A 23,802-nucleotide genomic window follows, 5' to 3' on the forward strand; every position below is an offset into this window, starting at 1 on the left:
TAAAATAGTCCGGCAATAATGGCGAGAAGGTCACACCCGTTCCCATACCGAACACGGAAGTTAAGCTTCTCAGCGCCGATGGTAGTTGGGGCCTTGCCCCTGTGAGAGTAGGACGTTGCTGGGCAAAAAAAGACAACCTGTTTAGGGTTGTCTTTTTTTGGCTTAAGATAACTCTTCTATCCTTAGCAGATACCAGAAAAGAGTTAACGTTTGTGGTAGATAAAATAAATAAGAATTCAAAATCACAAAAAAGTAATTGACAGCAAAAAAAATACCGCTTACAATGAACTCAAATAGATATGTAACCGGTTACAGAACGAAGTATACATACACTCATTTTTTTTATAGAATATGTAACGGGTTACATATAATTGATAAGTGATAAAAAAGGGGATTAACAGCATGAGCACAATAAAAGATGTGGCAGTTGAAGCCAAGGTGTCTGTTGCCACTGTTTCTAGGGTTCTGAACAATAGCGGCTATGTTAATGAGGATACTCGCAAAAGAGTACTGAATGCTATTTCCAAGTTGAATTATATGCCTAATGAAATTGCCAGGAGTTTATTTAAGAAACAGTCCAAAACCGTCGCTTTAATTGTACCTGATATTAATAACCCCTTTTTTCCTGAAGTAGCAAGAGCGATAGAAGATGTGATGAGCAGTCAAGAGTATACATTAATCCTTTGTAATTCCGATGAACAGGTGGAGAAGGAGATCATGTATCTTGATGTCATGAAACAAAAATATGTGGACGGGATCATAATCGTGACCAATACATTAACTCCCAAACATATTGAATCGCGGGATATTCCATTAGTTGCTCTTGACCGGCCGATTAGTAAGGATATTCCTTCTGTATATGTTAATAACTTTCAGGGAGCTAGCCAGGCAGTAAGGTACTTAAAAGATATTGGTTGTAGGAAAATTGCACATATAAGGGGTCCTAAAAATATTATAAATGCGCAAGAACGATATCAGGGGTATTTAGCTGAGGTTGAAAATGAAACTTGGTTTAGTCCTGAATTAATTGTAAATGGTGATTATAACATTGCAAAGACCACAGAAGCTACATTAAAGTTGCTTACAAACCATCCTGATGTAGATGGAATCTTTGCCGGCAATGATTATATGGCGGTTGGAGTATTAAAAACAGCCATAAAGTTAGGAATTAAGGTCCCAGAAGAGTTGTCAATCATTGGCTTTGATGGAATCCAACTATGTCGTTTAACAAGCCCGGAAATTACAACAATAGCCCAGCCAATTTATGAATTAGGGCATAAGGCAGCTGAGCTTTTACTAGAAATGATTGAAGGTAAGGTAATCAACAACTTGCATCACCAATTTGATGTAGCTCTGATAAAAGGGCAATCGACGAAAGTTTAGAGGTGACAAATGGTGAGTAACAAAACAATTACAGTAATCGGCAGTATAAATATGGATTTGGTTACATCGACTAATCGTGTACCAAATATGGGAGAAACCGTTCTGGGTGAATCATTTCATACGATACCAGGTGGAAAAGGAGCAAATCAAGCGGTGGCGGCAGCTAAGTTGGGTGCTGTCACTACGATGATAGGTTGTGTGGGTGATGATGCCTTTGGCCAAGAATTAGTCAAGCATTTGCAAAATCAAGGAGTAAACACGGACTATGTGAAACCGGTTACACATAGGTCGACAGGAATTGCATCTATTACATTATCAGATGGTGATAACAATATAATTGTCGTTCCAGGAGCGAATTATCAGGTAACGCCGGATATAGTCTCGAGCTATGAAGAAGTAATTTCAAAAAGTGATATCTTGCTGCTTCAGCTTGAAATCCCAATTGAAAGTGTTGAAAGGGCAGTAGAATTAGCAAAAAAACACCAAGTAATGGTGATTCTTAATCCTGCCCCAATCCAGGCTCTTTCCAAAAGCCTTTTACAAAAGGTGGATTATATTACTCCTAATGAACATGAGCAGCAGTTTCTTTTAGAGTCTGAAGAATGGTCAGATAGTGAACGCAAGGAAATGTTAAAGAAATGCATTATCACAATGGGAGCTAAAGGGGTTAAGTTTTATAGGGATGGTGAGAGAAATATACCAAGCTTTAAGGTAGAGACCGTAGACACCACTGGAGCCGGTGATTCATTTAATGGTGCACTTGCTTTTGCGTTAAGTAATGGAGAGCAACTTGAAGAAGCGTGTCGGTTTGCTAATGCCGTTGCAGCATTGTCTGTGACAAAATTAGGGGCTCAAAGTGGCATGCCAACTCTCAAAGAGGTTCAAACATTTTTACAAAAACAGCAAAGGGATGAGTGAAAATGAAGAAAAATGGGATCTTAAATAGCCATGTATCAGAGGTTCTTTCAAAAATGGGACATACCGACATGATTGTTATTGCAGATTGTGGACTCCCGATACCAGATGAAACAGTAAGAATTGACTTATCATTAAAAATTGGTAGTCCCTCCTTTATGGAGACACTTGAGGCTGTTTTTGAGGATTTGGCCATAGAGAAAATTACTCTTGCTAATGAAATAACCGAAAATAATCCAAATATAGAGGAACAGATTAAAACACTTCTAAACTGCGACACTATAGATTACATATCGCATGAGGACTTCAAAGTGCTGACTAAAAAGGCAAAGGCAGTTATTCGAACGGGTGAAGCAACTCCATATGCAAACATCATATTACATGCAGGAGTGATTTTTTAAATGAGCACTGTACCTGTGATAGAGATGAAAGGAATTAACAAAGCATTTTCTGGTAATAAGGTATTGGAAAATGTTGAGTTTCAGCTTTTACCAGGAGAAGTTCATGCGTTAATGGGGGAAAATGGAGCCGGTAAGTCAACGTTGATGAAAATTTTAACGGGTATTTATGAACGTGACCAAGGAACCGTTTGGGTAAAGGGAAAAGAAGTTCATTTTCAAAATCCGAAGGAAGCAGAAAAAGCTGGAATTGCCGTCATCCATCAGGAATTAAATATCATACCACACCTATCTGTCTATGAAAATATGTTCCTTGGAAAGGAAATTACCTTTGGTCGATTTGGGGTAACCAATGACAAAGAAATGAAGAAAAAAACAAAGGAGTATCTTAATCGGTTAGGAATTGACATGGATCCTACAGTGGAGGCCGGCAGTTTATCTGTAGGGCAACAACAAATGATTGAGATTGCCAGAGCGGTTGCTGCCAATACTGAGGTGCTTATCATGGATGAGCCAACGGCAGCTTTAACAGAGCGTGAAATTGAATCCCTTTTTAAAGTGATCGCTTCCTTGAAAAAGGAGGGAGTGGGGATTGTATATATCTCTCACCGAATGGAGGAAATTTTCCAAATTTGTGATCGAATCTCTGTGTTGCGTGATGGTCAATTTATCGATGTTAAATCCATTAATGAAACAAGTTTTGATGAGATTGTTCGGTTAATGGTTGGAAGACAACTGGGTGAAAGGTTCCCTGAACGTAATATAGAAATTGGGGAAGAGCGATTTAGAGTAGAAAATTTAACAAGAAAAGGTAACTTTGAAAAAATTAATTTTTCAGTACATAAGGGAGAAATCCTTGGTGTAGCTGGCCTAATGGGAGCAGGGAGAACAGAAATCATGCAAGCGATTTTTGGATTCCGGCCACATGATGAAGGCAGAGTGTTTATTGATAATAAAGAGATTTCTATTAAAACACCTTTCGATGCGATCCAGACAGGAATTGCTTTTGTGACGGAGGATCGCAAAAGCCAAGGTTTAATTCTCGAACTTTCTGTCAGAGAAAATTACTCGGTCACCAACCTAAATAAAATTTCTAAGAATGGTCTCATTTCCTCTCAAAAGGAAAACCGTTTGGTAGACGAGATGATTGAGAAGCTGAAGGTAAAAACATCCGGACGTGAGCTAAGTGTTAAATCCCTAAGTGGGGGAAATCAACAGAAGATTGTTATCGGTAAGTGGATGGGGATTGATCCAAAGATATTAATCCTGGATGAACCGACCCGCGGGGTAGATGTAGGGGCAAAAAAAGAAATCTACCAACTGATGAATGAACTAACGAAACTAGGAGTTTCCATCATTATGGTATCCTCTGAGCTTCCAGAAATTCTAGGAATGAGTGACCGGATTATTGTTATTCATGAAGGGAAATTGACGGCAACGATCCAAAGGTCCGAAGCAAGCCAAGAAAAAATTATGCAGTCAGCAACCGGGGGTAGTAAAAAATGAAGTCCTCTAACTTAATTTCTAAACAACTAATTCAAAAATTAGGCCCTTTATTAGGTCTGATCCTGATAACGGTCGTGTTGTCGGTTGTCAGCACAAGTTTTTTAACACTAGAAAACGTGTTTAATGTTTTACGCCAGGTTTCAATTAATGCCCTAATTGCATTTGGAATGACCTTTGTTATTTTAACAGGAGGGATTGATTTATCTGTTGGATCCATTCTTGCACTTTCTTCAGCACTAACAGCCGGAATGATGGCCAATGGGATGGATCCATTTCTAGCGATGATTGTCGGCCTGGGTTCAGGTGCCGTTATGGGAGCCATTAATGGTTTATTTATCACAAAAGGAAAGGTCGCGCCATTTATCGCAACACTGGCAACTATGACCATTTTTCGTGGATTGACTTTGGTATATACAGAAGGTCGGCCGATTACCGGACTATCAAAAAGCTCTATGTTTGAACTAATGGGGCGAGGTTACTTTGGATGGATTCCAATACCGGTGATCTGGATGCTTGTCTGTTACGGGATTTTATACTTTGTTTTGAAAAAAACGACGTTTGGCCGACGTGTATATGCAATTGGCGGTAATGAAGAAGCATCCTTATTATCAGGTATCCGTGTAAATAATGTGAAGGTTTGGATCTATGCGTTAACGGGTACTTTATCCGCGTTGGCAGGGATTATCCTGGCATCAAGACTGGATTCCGCACAGCCGACAGCGGGAACCTCCTATGAGTTAGATGCCATTGCATCAGTTGTTCTGGGGGGGACAAGCCTTTCAGGTGGTAGAGGATGGATTTTTGGTACTTTAGTTGGAGCCCTCATTATTGGGGTTTTAAATAATGGTTTGAATTTAATGAATGTTAGCTCCTTTTATCAACAGGTTGTAAAGGGAGGTGTCATCCTACTAGCCGTCTTACTTGACAGAAAAAAAGCAGCATAAACAAAAAAATTTAGGGGGAAAGAAAAATGAAACAAGCATTTAAAGGATTAGTGTTTTTTGCATTATTAATGTTGGTACTAGCTGGTTGTTCAACGAAAGCTCCAGGATCTTCAGAAAAAACTTCAAGTTCCAAAAAGGATGGCAAGATAAAAATTGGTCTTTCTATTTCAACATTAAACAACCCATTCTTTGTTACCTTAAAGGAAGGTGCTGAGAAGGAAGCAAAAGCTCAAGGAAATGATATTCTTGTAGTAGATGCTCAAAATGATTCTGCTAAGCAGGTTAGTGATGTGGAAGATTTAATTCAAAAAGGCGTGGACGTTCTTCTAATTAATCCAACTGATTCTGATGCTGTTACTTCAGCAATCGAGTCTGCTAATAATGCAAAAATTCCAGTCATCACATTAGACCGCAGTGCCAATGGTGGAGAGGTTGTTTCTCATATTGCATCTGATAACGTTGCCGGCGGAAAAATGGCTGGAGAATTTATTTTAGAAAAACTGGGAAAATCAGGTAAAGTAGTTGAATTAGAAGGAATCCCAGGGTCATCTGCAGCACGTGAACGTGGCGAAGGTTTCCATAAAGCAATTGACGGAGTTGACGGCATTAAGGTTGTTGCCAAACAAGCAGCTGACTTCGACCGTACAAAAGGCTTAACTGTAATGGAAAATATTCTTCAAGCAAACAAAGATATTCAAGCGGTATTTGCCCATAATGACGAAATGGCATTAGGTGCACTGCAAGCGATTGAAGCAGCGGGATTAAAAAATGTTATTGTCGTTGGTTTTGATGCAACTGATGATGCTGTAAAGGCAGTAAAAGACGGAAAATTGGCAGCGACTGTCGCTCAAAAACCAGCCGACATAGGTAAATTCGGTGTAGAAACCGCGGCAAAAGTAGTGAAGAAGGAAACGGTAGAAAAATTCATTCCAGTATCATTAGAACTGGTAAAATAATATTTTTCTAATTGGCTATGTTAATGAATACTGTTGATTTTTAAACCCTGTTGATAGGAGCGGAAGGCACGAAGACTCCTGTGGGAGTACGGTTCTGGAGAGACCCCGCAGGCGCAAGCGCCGAGGAGGCTCGCCGAAACGCCCACGGAAAGCGAAGTGCCTGGAGCGGAAATCAACATACAAGTTTAACAGAGCCTTCTAATTAAAAACAATGGAGTGTCAGAATGGATCTGGCACTCTTTCACATTAAGGAAAACTAAGGAACACCGTTTATTTAGCTGAAACCATTGCCGTAGCTTTTTCAATTGGTTTAAGCTAAAGCCCTTAACCCAGAAAATTCTGCAAGAAAATAATTCATAATAGACATACACCCAACTTAAACCATCATCATATGATGATAAAGAGAACTCTATCGAAGAAAATTCTAAAAATTGTATACAAATCATATGTGCCGGAAAGAATGGGTGTATGGAGGTGGAAGGATTGAATTCATTTTTAGCACAGCATTATTCTGAGGAAGCATGCGTTATTTGTGAAGATCTTAAACCGAAGGGCATACATCTGTATAAATCGTTTATTTGCATAGAATGTGAAAGAGATTTAATTCAAACAGATACGACTGACCCTAAATATAAATATTTTTTACAGCAACTAAAAAAAATTACAACCCCAGAAATTTTCTCTTAATCAAAGTCCGACAAGGGCTTTATTTTTTTCTATGGAATAAACAGCCTATTTGATAAAATAGATAGGACACTTAAAAGGGAAGATTAATAATGGAACAACAAAAGAAACCTATATATCAAGCATTAATGGAACATAAAAAAAGGAATCCAATTTCTTTTCATGTCCCAGGGCATAAATATGGACAGATTGGTGAGTTTGGACTATATTCCAGCTTCGAGTCTATATTAACTATTGATGTAACAGAGCTTACCGGCCTCGATGATCTTCATTCCCCGGAGGAAGCCATTTTAGAGGCCGAATTATTATTAGCTAATTTATATCAAGTTAAAAACAGCTTTTTTCTTGTTAATGGATCGACAGTTGGGAATATAGCGATGATTATGGCGGTTTGTTCAGAGGATGATGTAGTCCTAGTTCAGCGAAACTGCCATAAATCAGTCTTAAACGCTTTACAATTAGCAAAGGCAAGACCGATTTTCTTAGAACCAGAATATCATCCCGATTGGAAGGTTGCCGGGGGAGTACAACCTGAAACGGTAGCAAAGGCCATTGAACAGTATCCCATGGCCAAAGCAATTATTCTAACCTATCCTAATTATTATGGTATGGTTTATGACCTTAAAGAAATAATCGATCAGGCTCATCTACAGAATATACCAGTATTGGTGGATGAGGCTCATGGTGCCCATTTTATTCTGGGTAACCCATTTCCTGCATCCGCCATTCAGTTGGGTGCCGATATCGTGGTGCAATCGGCACATAAGACACTTCCGGCGATGACAATGGGTTCTTATCTACACTTTAATTCAGACCTTATTAATCTAAATAAAGTAAAAGAATACCTGGGGATCTTTCAGTCAAGCAGCCCGTCATACCCAATTATGGCCTCCTTAGATTTGGCTAGGAGTTATTTAGCCAGGTACGGAAGCAATGATCTTTGTTATTTGCATGAGAGAACGAATCACTTTAAGGAGCAGTTAGCGGAAATCCCGACGATTAAGGTACTGGAATACCCCAATAATCAAGGAGATCTTCTAAAAATCACCATTCAATCGAAAAGTGAGATGAATGGATTTGAATTGCAGAAAAGGTTAGAGGGTTTGGGCATTTATACAGAATTAGCGGATCCCTATAATATCCTGCTTATTTTACCTTTACTTAAAGAGGGACAACCTTATCCTTTTACAGAAACTGCTGATAAATTGAAACAAATACTCCAACACTTTACCTATCAGGACAAGGTAGGAAAGCTTTATATGGAACAGACTGAAAAGGTTTCTGGGTTGGCGATTGGCTATAAGGAAATGGACCATCTTTTTGTAAAGGACGTTCCTTTCATACAAGCACATCATCATGTCTGTGCTGAAACGATTATTCCTTATCCGCCTGGAATTCCATTACTGCTAAAAGGGGAACGAATTACATCTGAAAAGCTTGAACGATTACAGCATTTAATAATGACAGGTGCTCGGTTCCAGGGCGGTTCACATTTAAAAGAAGGATACATAACTATTTTTCAAACATAACAGCTTTTGGAGGTTTAGTTCATGACACAAGGAACGTTTATTACATTTGAAGGTCCAGATGGCGCTGGAAAAACTACCATCCTAGGAATGGTTGCAGAAAGGATGGAGAATACCCTGGTGACAAGAGAGCCGGGTGGAATAGATATCGCTGAACAAATCAGAAATGTCATTTTAAATAAAGAAAATACGGCAATGGATCCCCGAACAGAGGCATTGCTTTATGCAGCTGCCCGAAGACAGCATTTAGTTGAAAAAGTGAAACCGGCGCTTGAGCAGGGGAAAGTCATTTTGTGTGACCGCTTTGTTGATAGTTCGCTTGCGTATCAAGGCTATGCGAGGGGCTTAGGGATTGAAGAGGTTTGGGGTATTAACCAATTTGCAATAGAAAATATGATGCCCACATTTACGATTTACTTTGACATTGAACCTGCTTTGGGCCTACAACGGATTAATAAAAACAAGGCAAGGGAAATTAATCGCCTTGATCTTGAAGACTTAGAATTTCACCATAAAGTTCGAGAAGGCTATCATATTTTAATAGAACGTTTTCCAGATCGAATGATCAAAGTAGATGCATCTAGATCCATCCATGAGGTTTATTCAGAAACATTGCAAATCGTACAAAGGAAATTAGCAGAAAAGCCTTCACTGTAAGGCTTTTTTTTCATGGCTTCCTAATGTTAACGAATGTATGAACTCCTAATACCTGATATAATATAGAAAAGGGACAAGAGACGAAATAAATAGAGGAGAGGGTGTTACAATGAAACTTATCATTGCTGTTGTACAAGATCAGGATAGTAACCGTCTTTCAAAAGCGTTGGTTGATCATAATTTTAGAGCGACTAAATTGGCTAGTACCGGTGGATTTCTAAAATCGGGAAATACCACTTTTATGATTGGAACGGAGGATATCCGGGTTGAGCGGGCATTACAGATCATTAAAGATAACTGCAGAGCCCGTGACCAGTTGGTTTCACCTGTTTCTCCTATGGGTGGAAATGCCGATTCCTATGTTCCGTATCCAGTTGAAGTAGAAGTTGGCGGTGCCACCGTATTCGTCTTGCCGATTGAGCAGTATATGCATTTTTAAATAAATCTCCCTTTTTAGTTGATAGTTGCTTATAGAGTGACTGTCAATAATACTTTTAATGTTAGTGAGTGATAGGTTTGGTAAAAACATGGGATCAACTGGAAGAGCTGCAGCCAACCATTTTAAGAATGTTAAAAAACAGCTTAGTCAAAAATCGGGTGGCCCATGCCTATCTTTTCGAAGGTATGAGAGGAACGGGTAAGAAGGAAATCGGAATGCTGCTCACAAAGGCTCTGTTTTGTGAAGCATTAGTGGGTGGTTATAAACCATGCGAGTCCTGCAATAATTGTAGGAGAATTAATCATGGAAACCATCCGGATGTCCATGTCATTGAACCTGAAGGGTTATCCATCAAGGTGGATCAAATTAGAGAATTACAAACGGAGTTTTCCAAAAAGGGTGTAGAATCCCTAAAAAAGGTATATCTACTTAATCATGCTGACAAAATGAGCATTAGTGCTTCCAATAGTTTACTAAAATTTTTAGAAGAGCCCAATGCACGAACAACAGCATTTTTACTGACAGAACAGCCACAGAAAATATTGCCAACCATCCTTTCGAGGTGTCAAGTTTTAACATTTCAACCATTACCTCCCCAGATACTCATCAAACAACTCATTGAAAATGGTGTGAAACCTGGGAAGGCACCAATTCTTGCACATTTGACCAATAGTTTCGATGAGGCATTGGAATTAAATGTTGATGAATGGTTTGCACAAGCCCAAAAAATAGTGGTAAAATTATATGAGGTGTTGAAAAAAAGCCCCTTAGAAGCAATGGTTACGCTTCAGAGTGATTGGTTTCCACACTTCAAAGAAAAAGAACAGATTCAGCGTGGTTTAGATCTATTACTTCTTTATTTAAAAGATTTACTATACATTCAATTAGATAAGCAGGAGCAAGTTGTGTTTCAAGAGAGTGAAAGGTTACAGCAATTTGCCCTGCAAACATCAAGACGGCGCCTGTCGGATCAAATGTCAGCAGTTCTTGACGCCAAGAGAAAGCTGCAAGCCAATATGAATCCTCAGCTAATGATGGAACAGCTTGTGTTAAAAATTCAGGAGGGATCTTCGATTGTATGATGTTGTAGGAGTACGCTTTAAAAAAGCGGGAAAGATCTATTATTTTGATCCCGGAGACCTCCCTATTGAGAAGGATGATTTTGTTATTGTCGAAACTGTTCGCGGTGTCGAATTCGGCAAAGCAGTGATTGCTCGTAAACAAGTTGAGGAGCATGATGTTGTCCTTCCTTTAAAAAAGGTTGTCAGAATCGCGGATCAGAAGGATCGAATGATTGTAGATGAAAATAGGCAAGCAGCTAAAGAGGCATACGAAGTATGTACGGAAAAAGTAAATGAACATCAACTGGATATGAAACTGGTGGATGTTGAATATACATTTGATCGAAATAAAGTAATCTTCTATTTTACAGCTGAAGGAAGAGTAGACTTCCGTGAACTGGTAAAGGACTTAGCTGCTATCTTCCGCACCAGAATTGAGCTTCGCCAAATTGGTGTGCGCGATGAGGCAAAAATGCTTGGCGGTATTGGTCCATGTGGAAGAATGCTGTGCTGCTCCACATTTTTAGGTGATTTTGACCCGGTTTCGATTAAAATGGCGAAAGACCAGAATTTATCCCTTAACCCGACGAAAATCTCAGGCTTATGCGGTAGGCTTATGTGCTGTTTAAAATATGAAAATGATGAATATGAATCAGCCAAAGAGCAGCTGCCGGATTTAGGAGAGATGATCGAAACACCAAATGGCAGGGGAAAAGTGGTAGGTTTAAATATCTTGGAGCGCGTCCTACAGGTAGAATTGACGGAACAAGAGCGGGTCTTGGAATTCACCTTGGATGAAATTATTAAAGAAGGTGCCCTTTCGATACAATCCACAGATTAACGAGGTGGAATACGTGGATAAAAAAGAAATATTTGAATCAGTAAGTAATATGGAAACACAAATTGGCCATCTATATCAGCAGCTTGGAGAATTAAAGCAGCATCTGGCAGAAATAATAGAAGAGAACCACTATTTAAAGCTTGAAAATGAGCATTTAAGGCGCCGTTTAGAGATCACCACGGAAGTTAAGCAAGAACCGGAAAGTAAAAAAGAAACGAATCGAACCCCAGCTCCGGGAGCCAAACAGCCATTTGATGTTGGAGAAGGATATGATAATCTGGCTAGGCTTTATCACGAAGGATTCCATATCTGCAATCTTCACTTTGGAAGCCTGCGTAAGGAAGGCGATTGCTTATTCTGCCTTTCGTTTCTGAATAAAAAATAATCAATGAGGCTGATCATATCAGCCTCTATTTTCATACTTACATATAGAGGATGGTTGTTATGGTCAACTTGAAGGGTGATGAACGGCTTGATTACTTATTAGCAGAAAACTTGAGAATCATTCAAAGTCCTTCTGTTTTTGCTTTTTCTTTAGATGCCGTCCTATTGGCTAGATTTGTGTATGTTCCAATCCAAAAAGGAAACCTTATTGATTTGTGTAGCGGAAACGGTGTAATTCCACTGTTTTTAAGTGCAAGGACGAAGGGGCAAATTACAGGGGTGGAAATCCAAGAACGATTATACGATATGGCCGTTCGAAGCATTGAATACAATGGACTGGAAAACCGAATAAGGATGGTTCACGGTGACCTTAAGGAGAGTCCGAAACAGTTAGGGTACGGGAAATTTGATGTGGTTACCTGCAACCCACCATATTTTTCAACCCCACCAAAAAGCGATATAAACCCAAATGAACACTTAGCGATTGCCCGTCATGAAATACTTTGTACGTTAGAGGATGCTATAAAGGCATCCAGCGATCTGGTGAGACAAGGGGGCAAGGTTGCGTTTGTCCACCGTCCCGGCAGACTAATGGATATCATAATGTTAATGCGTCAATACCGATTGGAGCCCAAAAGAATTCAATTGGTCTATCCTAAGGTTGGTAAGGAGGCTAATACCTTATTAATTGAAGCAATTAAGGATGGTAGCCCAGATCTAAAAATTCTCCCGCCGATTATTGTGTATAACGACAATAATGAATACACCCAGGAAATAAGAGAGATTTTATATGGAGAATAACGGTCATTTTTTCTATGTGCTCACTTGTGCAGATGGCAGTCTTTATGGAGGGTATACGAATAATTTAGAACGCAGAATTAAGCTTCATAACGAAGGCAAGGGTGCTAAGTATACACGAGGGCGGGGCCCGGTCACATTGACTTTTTTCCAGCCGTTTAACAATAAGAGTGACGCAATGAAGGCCGAATATCAGTTTAAACAGTTGCCAAGAAAGCAAAAATTGGCGTTTATTAACCAGAAGTTAGGTGATGAAGATGTGGCAGCAGAAAAGCTTTCAGAATGAGAGGGAAAAAGGGATTCTGTACCTTGTTCCCACCCCAATCGGTAATTTAGAGGATATGAGCTTTCGAGCCATACGAATATTAAAAGAGGCTGATTTGATTGCAGCCGAGGATACAAGAAACACGAAGAAACTACTTAATTATTTTGAAATTCCCACCCCAATTGTCAGCTATCATGAGCATAACAAAGAGTCTAGCGGTGAAAAATTAATCGAAAAATTAAAAGAGGGTGCAAACATTGCTCTTGTTAGTGATGCAGGAATGCCTGCCATATCAGACCCTGGTTATGAATTAGTAACACAAGCAGTCCATGAGAAACTAACGGTGGTTCCGTTACCTGGCGCCAATGCAGCAATAACCGCTTTAATCGCATCAGGTTTACCGTGTCAACCTTTTTATTTTTACGGATTTTTAAACCGAAATAAGAAGGAAAAACGGGAGGAGTTGGAAAATTTAAGATACCAAAAGGCAACCTTAGTTTTTTATGAGTCTCCTCATAGGCTTAAGGAAACGCTGGCAATCATGGGAAATATCCTTGGAAACAGAAAAATATCCCTTTGCCGGGAGCTGACGAAAAAATTTGAAGAGTTTATCAGGGGCAGTATCGAGGATCTGCTCATATGGGCAGAAACTGATGAGATTCGCGGTGAATTTTGCATTATTGTAGAAGGGTCAAAAGAAGAAGTAATGGAAGATCAAAGCTGGTGGGCGGAATTTACAATAGAAGATCATGTAAACCACTATATTTCCGTGAAAAAAATGACCTCAAAGGATGCGGTCAAACAAACGGCAAAGGATAGAGGAATGAATAAACGGGAAGTATATCAGGTATATCATATAGAAAAATAAGAAAAGGCTCCGGGGAAAACCCTGGAGCCTTTGGTATAATTACTTCGCAGTTTCAAAGCTGTTTTGAATTTCTTTAATTAATTGTTCTGCACCCTCGCGGCTTAAGATTAACTTTCCGCCAGCTAGTGCTAGGTTATCATCAGATACTTCACCAGTGATTTGGCAAGTCATGTTTGGTTTATATTTTTTTAAGATGATGCGATCGTCATCAACATAGATTTCAAGAGCATCTTTTTCTGCAATACCAAGTGTACGTCTTAATTCGATAGGAATAACAACACGGCCTAATTCATCAACCTTACGAACAATACCAGTAGATTTCATAATTTATATCTCCTCTCAATTGTAAACATCTCTATTTAGTAATTCGTCATTATTCGACAAATTTTTTATAGCTTTATAATACCAGCCTTTCCCATATCCGTCAATTATTTTATTTTGACAAAAAAATGAAATATTTACCTAATAATAAAACATTGATGTAATCATGTTTAATAGAGGTGAAGCTTTATAATGATGTTTTTAATATTATTAGATTATAATTATATTGAATTCGTTTTCTTCGATAAATTTCGACAAAAATCTACAAAATCTTTGCTTTTTCAAGAAATGATTCGAATCCTTTTTTAGGATTTATGGGGGTATTAGGAAATATATTTTAAAAATTGGAAGTCTATATAAGATGGTTTCTTGCACAAATACCTGTTTTTCTGTATATTTTGATGATAGAGAAGGGTAAAAAAAGGCAATACTGATTAGATAGAAATGGTCGATCCTTGAGGAGGGATATTTATGGAGAAAAAAACGTTTTATCTCACCACTCCGATTTATTATCCTAGTGGAAATTTACATATAGGGCATGCGTACACCACTGTTGCTGGGGATGCGATGGCTCGCTATAAGCGGATGCGTGGATATGATGTCATGTATTTAACTGGAACGGATGAGCATGGGCAAAAGATTCAGCAAAAAGCTGGTGAAGCAAACGTTACCCCACAGCAATATGTAGATGGCATTGTAGCAGGAATAAAAGAATTGTGGCAGAAACTAGACATTTCTTACGATGATTTTATCCGTACGACAGAGGACAGACATAAACAAGTTGTTGAAAAAATATTTGCAAAACTGCTGGAGCAAGGAGATATTTATCTTGACCAGTATGAAGGCTGGTATTGTACTCCATGTGAATCATTCTATACGGACCGTCAGCTTGTAGACGGCAATTGTCCAGATTGCGGCCGTCCAGTTGAAAAGGTAAAGGAAGAATCATACTTTTTTAGAATGAGTAAATATGTAGATCGTTTATTGCAATATTACGAGGAAAATCCTGAATTTATCCAACCGGAATCCCGTAAAAATGAAATGATCAATAACTTTATTAAGCCGGGATTAGAAGACTTAGCAGTATCTCGTACTACATTTGATTGGGGTATTAAAGTGCCTGGTGATCCTAAACACGTTATTTACGTTTGGATTGATGCTTTATCTAACTATATAACAGCACTTGGATACGGAACGGAACATGATGAAAAATACCGTAAGTATTGGCCGGCTGATGTCCATTTGGTAGGAAAGGAAATTGTTCGTTTCCATACAATTTATTGGCCAATAATGTTAATGGCGCTCGATCTTCCGCTTCCTAAGAAGGTTTTTGCTCATGGCTGGTTATTGATGAAGGATGGAAAAATGTCCAAATCAAAAGGAAACGTCGTCGACCCGGTTACTCTTATTGACCGATATGGACTTGATGCACTTCGTTATTACCTATTAAGGGAAGTGCCATTTGGAGCAGATGGTGTTTTCACACCAGAAGGATTTGTTGAAAGAATTAACTTTGACTTAGCCAATGACTTAGGAAATCTGTTGAACCGTACCGTTGCAATGATTGACAGATATTTTGAAGGAATGATTCCAGTTTATGCTGGATCTGTAGGCGAATTCGACCAGTCTTTACTGGAAGTTAATCGTGAAACAGTAGCAAAATATGAGGAAGCAATGGAGAAGATGGAATTCTCGGTTGCATTAACAGCCATTTGGCAATTGGTAAGCCGGACCAATAAATATATCGATGAAACACAGCCATGGAATTTGGCGAAGCAGGAGGAACGTAAAGGTGAACTGGAGAGCGTAATGGCCCATTTAGCAGAGTCATTACGGAGAACAGCTGTTCTCCTTAAACCGTTTCTTACTAAAACACCTGGGGGCATCTTTGATCAATTAGGCATTCAGGATGAGAACCTAAAAACATGGGAGAGCTTAGAAATCTTTGGAACCATTTCAAATGGAACAAAGGTTGAAAAAGCTGCTCCATTATTCCCACGGTTAGAAATTGCGGAAGAGGTTGAATTTATTAAAACCAAAATGCAAGGCGGGACAAAGGAAACCCCAGTAGAGGAAAAGAAAGAGGAAAAGCCGGAAACAATTGAAGAGATTTCCATCGATGACTTTATGAAAATTGATCTGCGGGTGGCAGAGGTCATTCAAGCAGAGCCTGTTAAAAAGGCGGATAAATTACTTAAACTTCAGCTTGATTTAGGGTATGAAAAACGCCAAGTTGTCTCTGGTATTGCTCAATACTATAAACCTGAGGAATTGGTAGGGCGTAAAGTCATTTGTATTACAAATTTAAAACCGGTGAAACTTCGTGGTGAATTATCACAAGGAATGATTCTCGCTGGATCCAAGGACGGTGCTCTATCCTTGGCTACCGTTGATCAAACGCTGCCAAATGGGGCAAAAGTAAAATAGAGAAAATAATGTTCACTTCAGCACTAGCGCCTGTTTTAAGGCGCTTTTGCTTTTGATTGTTTCACGTGAAACATTTTTCGAGATATTTCTTTCTTTTTCATCAAGAATAGAGATTTTTGTTGTAAAAGGGAATTTGCTCCCGGTGTAGATAATAGATCGTAATCTTTTTGAAAAATTTGTAATAAAATGAACTTTTACAAACTGAAAAGGGGACATAACATGTTATTTGATACACATGCGCACTTAAATGCAGACCAATATAATGATGACCTGCAAGAGGTTATTGACAGGGCATTAAGCGAAGGGGTCACCCATATGGTGGTGGTTGGTTTCGACCGGCCAACCATTCAAAGAGCCATGGAATTAACGGAGGCTTATGATTTTATTTATGCTTGCGTCGGTTGGCATCCCGTTGATGCGATTGATATGACCGATAATGATTTGGCCTGGATTGAAGAACTTGCTTCTCATCCGAAAGTGGTAGCGATCGGGGAAATGGGGCTTGATTATTATTGGGATAAGTCGCCAAAAGAGGTTCAGCAAGAGGTATTTCGCAAGCAAATTCGGTTAGCTAAAAGAGTGAAGTTGCCAATTGTGATACATAATCGGGAAGCCACTGCCGATATTGTGGAAATATTAAAAGAAGAAGGGGCAGAAGAGGTCGGCGGGATCATGCACTGCTTTAGTGGGAGTCCAGAAACTGCCAAAGAATGTATAAAAATGAACTTCTCCATTTCACTAGGCGGACCAGTAACATTTAAAAATGCAAAAAAACCAAAGGAAGTAGCAGCAGAGGTTCCTTTGGAAAAGTTATTAATTGAAACAGATTGCCCATATTTAGCACCACATCCATATCGGGGAAAGCGAAATGAGCCTGCATATGTGAAGTTGGTAGCGGAACAAATTGCCGAAATAAAGGGCTTGACAATGGAGGAAGTAGCCAAAGTCACGACACAAAATGCTAAAAAAATATTCGGCATAAATTGATAAAGGATTTTGTCGAATACACAAAGTGCCTGTCCAAATTTTTAATAAAAACAAAAAGTTCTACACGCCTTCTTTTCAACATAGGATAACCATGTCGATAAGTTTTCCTTTGCAAAGTTTCCAGAATTGTGCATAATTAGGAATATGCTCACAGGATATGCAAGGGTTGACAGCCGACGGCATGGTTTTAATAATCTCTCCAAAGAAAAGGAGGCGTTTTTCATCGTATTCAAAAACATGAAAAACCTGTTTTTCCTGTCTTTGAGCGGAAGAAATTTGACCATTGCTTTTGCTAGTTTCGTAGTTTTGCTCACAACTCTTGGGATTCTTTATTATGAAGGGTCAAAGAAAACAGTAGCAATTACACTTAATGGCAAGCACGAGGTCATCAAAACGCATGCAGATACCATTAAAGAATTATTGGATGAACTGGATGTATCAATTCGCTCGCAAGACTACTTGTATCCAAGCGTAAACACTAGGGTGAAGGATCACCTTACTGTTGAATGGAAACAAGCGCAACAGGTTACCATTGTCAAGGACAACGAGAAAAAAACGATTTGGACAACAGCCGGGACTGTAGCAGAAGCATTAAAGCAACAGAAGATTGTTTTAAACGAGCATGACCAAGTTTCTCCAAAATTGAATACGGCAATTAACCATAAAATGAACATTAACTTAGAAAGAGCTTTTCATCTTAGCCTTAATGATGGCGGAAATGAAAAAGTAGTTTGGTCCACTTCGACTACGGTCGCTGACTTTTTAAAACAACAGGGAATTAAACTTAATGAATTAGACCGAGTTGAACCGTCATTAACAAAAACCATACCAAAGAATGGTGTTGTTAACGTCATTCGAGTAGAAAAAGTCACCGATGTAGTGGAAGAACCTGTTGAATTTGCCGTGGTCACCCAAAAGGATGAAAACCTGGAAAAAGGGACAGAAAAGATTGTGACTCCCGGAATGCCAGGGCTCGTTTCAAAACAATTCGAGGTCATATTAGAAAATGGAAAAGAAGTTGGCAGAACACTAATCAGTGAGCAGACGTTATCAAAGAAGCAAGATAAGGTAGTAGCCGTCGGAACGAAAGAATTAGCAATGCAGGTTTCCCGTGGTGCAGATGAATCAGGACCTGAGTTTTACGTATCTGCCACCGCATATACAGCATTTTGCAATGGCTGTTCCGGAAGAACAGCAACAGGATTAAACCTAAGGGCCAATCCTAGTTTAAAAGTGATTGCCGTCGATCCAAGAATTATCCCTCTTGGAACAAAAGTCTATGTTGAAGGATATGGTTATGCTGTTGCCGCTGACACAGGCGGGGCGATAAAAGGCTATAAAATCGATGTATTCGTACCTTCAAACTCAGAAGCATATCGATGGGGACGAAAAAAGGTGAAAATCAGAATATTACAGTAACTCTCATTGTGCAGGGGTCATTCCCCTGCATTTTTTTACTTTTATCAATATTTTATTTATACTCTAGAATATGATGGATTGCATTTATATAGACGATGGACATTACAAAAATGTTTCAATTATTTATCAATTATTTATTAATTTTTTAATTTTGGAGGAATCATGCGGATTAAAGAAATTATTGTGGTGGAAGGTAAGGATGATACCACAGCCATTAAACGGGCTGTTGATGCGGATACAATCGAAACAAATGGTTCTGCTGTAAACCAGGCAACCATTGAAAAAGTTCGTCTTGCGCAAAAAAACAGGGGCGTCATTATTTTTACTGATCCAGACTATCCTGGTGAAAAAATTAGAAAAACCATTGCGGAGGAGGTTCCGGGGTGTAAACATGCCTTTTTGCCAAAGGAACAAGCTATTGCCAAAGGAAATAAGGGAGTAGGGGTAGAACACGCCAGTCCGGATGCCATACGGGAAGCATTGAGAGATGCACAAATCATGCACAACACCATTTCAGAAGAAATAACCCAAGAAGATTTAATGATTGCCGGCTTAATCGGTGGGGAAGGCGCGAAAGAGCGGAGAATCCAATTAGGCAAACTTTTAAAAATTGGTTATACAAACGGAAAACAACTACACAAACGGTTGATGATGTTTCAAATAGGTAAAAAGGAATTTGCTGAAGCACTTACTGTTTTGGATCGGGAGGAAAAGGATGAATAAGGATATTGCAACCCCAGTAAGAACACGGGCCATTTTGGAGAAATACGGCTTTTCCTTTAAAAAGAGCCTTGGTCAAAATTTCTTGATTGATACCAACATACTAAAGAATATTGTTGGTTATGCGGATTTAAATCCTGAACAAACAGGAGCCATTGAAATCGGACCAGGAATCGGGGCGTTAACCGAACAGCTTGCCCGTTCAAGTAAAAAAGTGGTAGCTTTTGAGATCGACCAAAGACTTTTACCCATTTTGGGAGAAACCTTATCTCCTTATAACAACGTAAAAATCATCCATCAGGATATTTTAAAAGCGGATGTACAAGCAATTATGGAGGAGGAGTTTAGCGGAACTACAGATGTAATGGTAGTTGCCAATTTACCCTATTACGTAACGACACCGATCATTATGAAGCTGCTCGAAGATCACATTCCGATACGAGGAATTGTATGTATGCTTCAAAAAGAGGTAGCCGACCGCATTTCCGCTAAGCCTGGCACAAAAGACTATGGATCTCTATCCATAGCTGTACAATACTATACAGAGGCAGAGACAGTCATGATTGTGCCAAAAACGGTATTTGTTCCACAGCCGAATGTGGATTCCGCAGTGATTCGTCTGATTAAGCGAGACAAGCCTGCTGTAAGCGTTGAAGATGAAACGTTCTTTTTCCAAGTGACAAAGGCAAGCTTTGCCCAAAGAAGAAAAACATTGCTAAATAACCTAACAAGTCAGCTACCGAATGGAAAGCAGGATAAGGAGGCTATTTTGGCTGCTTTGGAGGCTGCAGGCATTGAACCAGGCAGACGGGGTGAAACCTTGTCTCTGGAGGAATTTGCCCGTCTGAGCAATGAATTATATAAGCATTTTAAATAGACCTTGTTTAAGGGTCTATTTTTTTTGTATCGGCCCGAAAAAAGTCGGGGAGCGGAAAAAAGGACAGATAGAGGCAGTATATTGGCCCGAAAAAGAGCAAAAAGAAGGAACGTACCGGTCTAAATTTTAAGAAAAAGTGAGGCCGCAAGAAAAAAGGTCACGTAGGAGCCATCTACATTCCTGATAGAGCAACGAAACGCAAAAAAGCGGAACGTAGAAGCGGTCTACGTTCCCAAAAAAGCGTGGCCACAAGAAAAAAGGTCACGTAGGAGCTATCTACATTCCTGAAAAAGTAATCAAACGCAAAAAAGCGGAACGTAGAAGCGGTCTACGTTCCCAAAAAAGCGTGGCCGCAAGAAAAAAGATCACGTAGGAGCCATCTACATTCCTGATAGAGCAACGAAACGCAAAAAAGCGGCACGTAAGGACTCTACGTACCCAAAGAGCCCTGCCTCAAGAAAAAGGACACATAGAATCAACCAACATGCCCCAAAAAACGCTGATCCCTCCCTGATGCACAAGCAACCCAAATGAATTTAGTTTTCCATTCATATCTCCATTCACCAGGACATCCATCCTTGCATAGCCTATGAGAGAAACCTTATTTGAGGCCCTAATTGCTGGTCTATTGGAGTGACGGCAGTGGAGATAAAAGTAAATGATATAGTCAGCAGACGTTCGCATAACTGTGATCTTCTCTTTCGGGTTATCGATCTACAACATACCAATGGTCAACATATTGCGATCCTTTATGGGGAGGATTTTCGCCTTATTGCTGATGCCCCTTATGGTGATTTGGTTAAGGTGAATCAATCTGAAATATTAAAGCATTCCAGAGAATCCAGAACACTTGAAGAACAATCTTTGAGATTATTTACGCAGGACGTAGATCTATTGAAGGAGAGGCAGGAGTACGAAGCGACAAGCGGATATGTGAAACCAAGCAGTTACTTTCAGATTCCCGGGAAAGTGCTGCACCTCGACGGGGATCCTGTTTATTTAAAAAAATGCATGGCACTTTACGAAAAAATTGGGGTTCCGGTCTTGGGAATTCATTGCAATGAAAAAGAAATGCCTATGAAAATTAGCGGACTCATTGATTATTATCGGCCGGATATCCTTGTCATTACCGGACATGATGCCTATTCAAAAGCAAAAGGGAAAATAACCGATATTAATGCTTACCGCCATTCCAAGCACTTTGTCCAGACTGTTAAGGAAGCCCGAAAAAAGTTCCCGCACCTGGACCAATTAGTGATTTTTGCTGGTGCGTGCCAATCTCACTTCGAATCCTTGATTCATGCAGGGGCGAATTTTGCAAGTTCCCCTTCGAGAATTAATATTCATGCACTTGATCCGGTCTATATTGTTGCAAAAATCAGTTTTACCCCGTTCATGGAAAGAATTAATGTCTGGGATGTTCTTCGCAACACTTTAACTGGTGAGAAGGGATTAGGAGGAATTGAAACAAAAGGTGTGCTGCGGACTGGAATGCCTTATCATCCCGTTCAGGACGAGGAGGAATAAGCTTTGTAAATACAGAGGCTTATTTTTTCTCCTCTATACATATTACTGACGTTTTAAGGTAACGATAAAAATGTTGAAATTTAGCAAAAAAAATGGAATAAAAAATATTGACAATCATTTTGTCGGACTGATATAATTTATTATTTTGTTTGACAAGATTGTGTCAGTGTGTTATACTTTACATAGTGAGGTGGACCGAATGACAAAAACCTTAGCAGATATTAAAAAGGCCCTGGATTCCAATTTAGGTAAAAGGTTATTACTTAAGGCAAATGGTGGACGAAGAAAAACGATTGAACGCTCAGGTGTTCTCGCTGAAACGTACCCATCTGTTTTTGTGATTGAATTGGACCAAGAAGAAAATGCCTTTGAACGTGTATCTTACAGCTATGCTGATGTATTAACAGAAACAGTTCAGATTACCTTCTATGAAGAAACCGCAGGAAGTGCCGCTTTAAGCTAGAATATAAGAGATGCATGGCAGTAAACATGACGTTTACTGCTTTTTGCTGTTTCAGGCATGTCATGAAACCTTGTTTTTAACCCATACTAAGAATGCTGTGACAAGAAGGGAGTTGTTTAGATGGGCAGAAGAAGAGGAATCATGTCTGGACAGTTTAAGGAAGAACTGGCTAAGGACCTGGGATTTTATGATGTCGTGCAAAGAGAAGGTTGGGGCGGCATCCGTGCCAAAGACGCAGGAAATATGGTAAAACGGGCTATTGAACTTGCGGAAGCACAATTAGCTGCACAAAATCGAAAATCATAGGTGCCATAGACGTATATCCGCTTTAAGTTAATTAAACAATTCGTCACAGCAAGGTCAGAGGGAAAGCCTCTGGCCTTTAAATATGACTTTTTCTTGTAATTAATTAATGATAAAATATAGAATTTGATAGGATATCTAGATATCCTACGTCTTACATTGAGCTATTTGTGGTAAAATAGGAAAATATATATAAATCGGAAAATGCATCATGCGGTTTGCAAGGTGCTTTAAACTTTTAAAGTAGGTGGACGAGCGTGAAGCTTTTAGTCAAGGCGCCGGCTAAAATTAATTTAGCTTTGGATGTATTACATAAGCGTCCCGATGGCTTTCATGAGGTTGAAATGATAATGACCACTATAGATTTAGCTGATCGGATTGAACTTACCTTGTTAGATCAAGATAAAATACATATTTTGTCCCATAACCGTTATGTTCCGGATGATCAACGAAATTTGGCCTATCAAGCTGCCCAACTGTTAAAGACCCGCTTTAACGTGAAACAGGGGGTCGAAATTGCCATTGAAAAAACGATTCCTGTTGCGGCAGGATTAGCTGGTGGAAGTAGTGATGCTGCTGCCACTTTGAGGGGTTTGAATAAGTTATGGAATCTCGGTCTAACTCTTGATGAACTGGCGGAGCTAGGCAGTGAAATTGGTTCGGATGTTGCCTTTTGTGTATATGGGGGGACGGCACTGGCAAAAGGGCGTGGTGAAAAAATTACCGAACTTCCAGCCCCTCCAACCTGTTGGGTCATTTTAGCCAAGCCTTTCATCGGGGTGTCAACAGCAGAAGTATACCGTCGTTTGGATGTCAACGGGGTTATGCATCCCAATATTCCAGAGATGATTGAAGCAATTAAGGTAAATGACTATCAAAGGGTAAGTAAAAATGTTGGTAATGTCTTAGAAGAAGTGACCTTGCATCTTCATCCTGAGGTAGCACAAATAAAGGAACAGATGAAACGGTTTGGTGCCGATGCGGTATTAATGAGCGGAAGCGGACCCACCGTATTTGGTCTCGTTCGTCATGATTCAAGAATGCATCGTATTTATAATGGATTAAGAGGATTTTGTGACCAGGTATTTGCCGTTAGAATGTTAGGAGAGCGGCATTCTCTTGATTAAATACGC

The 23,802-nt window shown here is 39.5% G+C and carries 26 protein-coding genes and 1 rRNA gene; 26 read left to right on the forward strand and 1 reads right to left on the reverse strand.

Annotation, left to right across the window (positions count from 1 at the left end):
• Positions 1 to 8 precede the first annotated feature (8 nt).
• From rrf to rsmI, 17 genes are all read left to right on the forward strand, one after another.
• A 5S ribosomal RNA gene (gene rrf / locus ACI3K6_RS22275) occupies positions 9 to 124 on the forward strand.
• A gap of 278 nt (positions 125 to 402) precedes the next feature.
• The gene (locus ACI3K6_RS22280) at positions 403 to 1,383 is read left to right on the forward strand and encodes a LacI family DNA-binding transcriptional regulator (protein WP_435556543.1); all 981 of its coding nucleotides are present in this window, start codon (positions 403 to 405) and stop codon (positions 1,381 to 1,383) included.
• 12 nt (positions 1,384 to 1,395) lie between these two features.
• Positions 1,396 to 2,301, forward strand: coding sequence for a ribokinase (gene rbsK / locus ACI3K6_RS22285; RefSeq protein WP_435556544.1), 906 nt, complete (start codon positions 1,396 to 1,398; stop codon positions 2,299 to 2,301).
• 2 nt (positions 2,302 to 2,303) lie between these two features.
• Positions 2,304 to 2,699 carry a D-ribose pyranase gene (gene rbsD, locus ACI3K6_RS22290; protein ID WP_435556545.1) on the forward strand — a complete coding sequence of 132 codons (396 nt, stop codon included), beginning with the start codon at positions 2,304 to 2,306 and terminating at the stop codon, positions 2,697 to 2,699.
• The gene (locus ACI3K6_RS22295; protein ID WP_435556546.1) at positions 2,700 to 4,202 is read left to right on the forward strand and encodes a sugar ABC transporter ATP-binding protein; all 1,503 of its coding nucleotides are present in this window, start codon (positions 2,700 to 2,702) and stop codon (positions 4,200 to 4,202) included.
• Positions 4,199 to 5,146, forward strand: a complete 948-nt coding sequence (locus tag ACI3K6_RS22300; protein ID WP_435556547.1) for an ABC transporter permease — start codon at positions 4,199 to 4,201, stop codon at positions 5,144 to 5,146. Before ACI3K6_RS22295 ends, ACI3K6_RS22300 begins: the two co-directional genes overlap by 4 nt.
• 26 nt (positions 5,147 to 5,172) lie before the next feature.
• A complete protein-coding gene (gene rbsB / locus ACI3K6_RS22305) occupies positions 5,173 to 6,102 on the forward strand; it encodes a ribose ABC transporter substrate-binding protein RbsB (protein WP_435556549.1) in 930 nt (309 codons plus the stop codon).
• A 468-nt stretch (positions 6,103 to 6,570) separates the two neighbouring features.
• Entirely contained in the window at positions 6,571 to 6,789 is a 219-nt protein-coding gene (locus ACI3K6_RS22310; RefSeq protein WP_435556550.1) for a sigma factor G inhibitor Gin, read from the forward strand.
• Between the two features lie 89 nt (positions 6,790 to 6,878).
• Positions 6,879 to 8,315, forward strand: coding sequence for an aminotransferase class I/II-fold pyridoxal phosphate-dependent enzyme (locus ACI3K6_RS22315; RefSeq protein WP_435556551.1), 1,437 nt, complete (start codon positions 6,879 to 6,881; stop codon positions 8,313 to 8,315).
• A 21-nt stretch (positions 8,316 to 8,336) separates the two neighbouring features.
• The gene (gene tmk / locus ACI3K6_RS22320) at positions 8,337 to 8,969 is read left to right on the forward strand and encodes a dTMP kinase (RefSeq protein WP_435556552.1); all 633 of its coding nucleotides are present in this window, start codon (positions 8,337 to 8,339) and stop codon (positions 8,967 to 8,969) included.
• Positions 8,970 to 9,078: 109 nt separating this feature from the next.
• Positions 9,079 to 9,408 (forward strand): cyclic-di-AMP receptor, encoded by a 330-nt coding sequence (locus ACI3K6_RS22325; RefSeq protein WP_335478134.1) that lies wholly within the window; start codon positions 9,079 to 9,081, stop codon positions 9,406 to 9,408.
• Between the two features lie 77 nt (positions 9,409 to 9,485).
• Positions 9,486 to 10,490, forward strand: a complete 1,005-nt coding sequence (gene holB / locus ACI3K6_RS22330) for a DNA polymerase III subunit delta' (protein ID WP_335478132.1) — start codon at positions 9,486 to 9,488, stop codon at positions 10,488 to 10,490.
• Positions 10,483 to 11,310 carry a PSP1 domain-containing protein gene (locus tag ACI3K6_RS22335; RefSeq protein ID WP_335478130.1) on the forward strand — a complete coding sequence of 276 codons (828 nt, stop codon included), beginning with the start codon at positions 10,483 to 10,485 and terminating at the stop codon, positions 11,308 to 11,310. Before holB ends, ACI3K6_RS22335 begins: the two co-directional genes overlap by 8 nt.
• Positions 11,311 to 11,323: 13 nt before the next feature.
• A complete protein-coding gene (gene yabA / locus ACI3K6_RS22340) occupies positions 11,324 to 11,695 on the forward strand; it encodes a DNA replication initiation control protein YabA (protein WP_335478128.1) in 372 nt (123 codons plus the stop codon).
• A gap of 59 nt (positions 11,696 to 11,754) precedes the next feature.
• Entirely contained in the window at positions 11,755 to 12,495 is a 741-nt protein-coding gene (locus tag ACI3K6_RS22345; protein WP_335478126.1) for a tRNA1(Val) (adenine(37)-N6)-methyltransferase, read from the forward strand.
• On the forward strand, positions 12,485 to 12,778 hold the full coding sequence (locus ACI3K6_RS22350) for a GIY-YIG nuclease family protein (RefSeq protein WP_335478124.1): 294 nt from the start codon (positions 12,485 to 12,487) through the stop codon (positions 12,776 to 12,778). Before ACI3K6_RS22345 ends, ACI3K6_RS22350 begins: the two co-directional genes overlap by 11 nt.
• Positions 12,750 to 13,625, forward strand: coding sequence for a 16S rRNA (cytidine(1402)-2'-O)-methyltransferase (gene rsmI / locus ACI3K6_RS22355; protein WP_435556553.1), 876 nt, complete (start codon positions 12,750 to 12,752; stop codon positions 13,623 to 13,625). The genes ACI3K6_RS22350 and rsmI overlap by 29 nt, the downstream gene beginning before the upstream one ends.
• A 39-nt stretch (positions 13,626 to 13,664) precedes the next feature.
• On the opposite strand, the gene ACI3K6_RS22360 is transcribed toward rsmI, so the two are convergent.
• The gene (locus ACI3K6_RS22360) at positions 13,665 to 13,949 is read right to left on the reverse strand and encodes an AbrB/MazE/SpoVT family DNA-binding domain-containing protein (RefSeq protein WP_335478120.1); all 285 of its coding nucleotides are present in this window, start codon (positions 13,947 to 13,949) and stop codon (positions 13,665 to 13,667) included.
• Positions 13,950 to 14,417: 468 nt separating this feature from the next.
• On the opposite strand from ACI3K6_RS22360, the gene metG reads away from it, so the two are divergent.
• The 9 genes from metG (at position 14,418) to ispE (ending at position 23,796) form a co-directional block, all read left to right on the forward strand.
• Complete coding sequence (gene metG / locus ACI3K6_RS22365; RefSeq protein WP_435556554.1) at positions 14,418 to 16,373, forward strand: methionine--tRNA ligase; 1,956 nt, start codon at positions 14,418 to 14,420, stop codon at positions 16,371 to 16,373.
• A 219-nt stretch (positions 16,374 to 16,592) separates the two neighbouring features.
• On the forward strand, positions 16,593 to 17,360 hold the full coding sequence (locus ACI3K6_RS22370) for a TatD family hydrolase (RefSeq protein ID WP_435556555.1): 768 nt from the start codon (positions 16,593 to 16,595) through the stop codon (positions 17,358 to 17,360).
• Between the two features lie 237 nt (positions 17,361 to 17,597).
• The gene (locus tag ACI3K6_RS22375) at positions 17,598 to 18,779 is read left to right on the forward strand and encodes a ubiquitin-like domain-containing protein (protein WP_335477622.1); all 1,182 of its coding nucleotides are present in this window, start codon (positions 17,598 to 17,600) and stop codon (positions 18,777 to 18,779) included.
• Positions 18,780 to 18,941: 162 nt separating this feature from the next.
• On the forward strand, positions 18,942 to 19,502 hold the full coding sequence (rnmV, locus tag ACI3K6_RS22380; RefSeq protein WP_435556556.1) for a ribonuclease M5: 561 nt from the start codon (positions 18,942 to 18,944) through the stop codon (positions 19,500 to 19,502).
• Positions 19,495 to 20,376, forward strand: a complete 882-nt coding sequence (rsmA, locus tag ACI3K6_RS22385; RefSeq protein WP_435556557.1) for a 16S rRNA (adenine(1518)-N(6)/adenine(1519)-N(6))-dimethyltransferase RsmA — start codon at positions 19,495 to 19,497, stop codon at positions 20,374 to 20,376. The genes rnmV and rsmA overlap by 8 nt, the downstream gene beginning before the upstream one ends.
• A 642-nt stretch (positions 20,377 to 21,018) precedes the next feature.
• Positions 21,019 to 21,903, forward strand: coding sequence for a sporulation peptidase YabG (gene yabG / locus ACI3K6_RS22390; protein ID WP_435556558.1), 885 nt, complete (start codon positions 21,019 to 21,021; stop codon positions 21,901 to 21,903).
• Between the two features lie 199 nt (positions 21,904 to 22,102).
• Positions 22,103 to 22,366 (forward strand): biofilm formation stimulator Veg, encoded by a 264-nt coding sequence (gene veg / locus ACI3K6_RS22395; protein ID WP_335477602.1) that lies wholly within the window; start codon positions 22,103 to 22,105, stop codon positions 22,364 to 22,366.
• A 120-nt stretch (positions 22,367 to 22,486) separates the two neighbouring features.
• Positions 22,487 to 22,672, forward strand: coding sequence for a small, acid-soluble spore protein, alpha/beta type (locus ACI3K6_RS22400; RefSeq protein ID WP_335477600.1), 186 nt, complete (start codon positions 22,487 to 22,489; stop codon positions 22,670 to 22,672).
• 254 nt (positions 22,673 to 22,926) lie between these two features.
• Positions 22,927 to 23,796, forward strand: coding sequence for a 4-(cytidine 5'-diphospho)-2-C-methyl-D-erythritol kinase (gene ispE, locus ACI3K6_RS22405; protein ID WP_335477598.1), 870 nt, complete (start codon positions 22,927 to 22,929; stop codon positions 23,794 to 23,796).
• The last annotated feature ends 6 nt before the right edge of the window (positions 23,797 to 23,802 follow it).

The organism is Neobacillus solisequens (assembly GCF_051233465.1).
Taxonomy (GTDB): Bacteria; Bacillota; Bacilli; order Bacillales; family Cytobacillaceae; genus Neobacillus.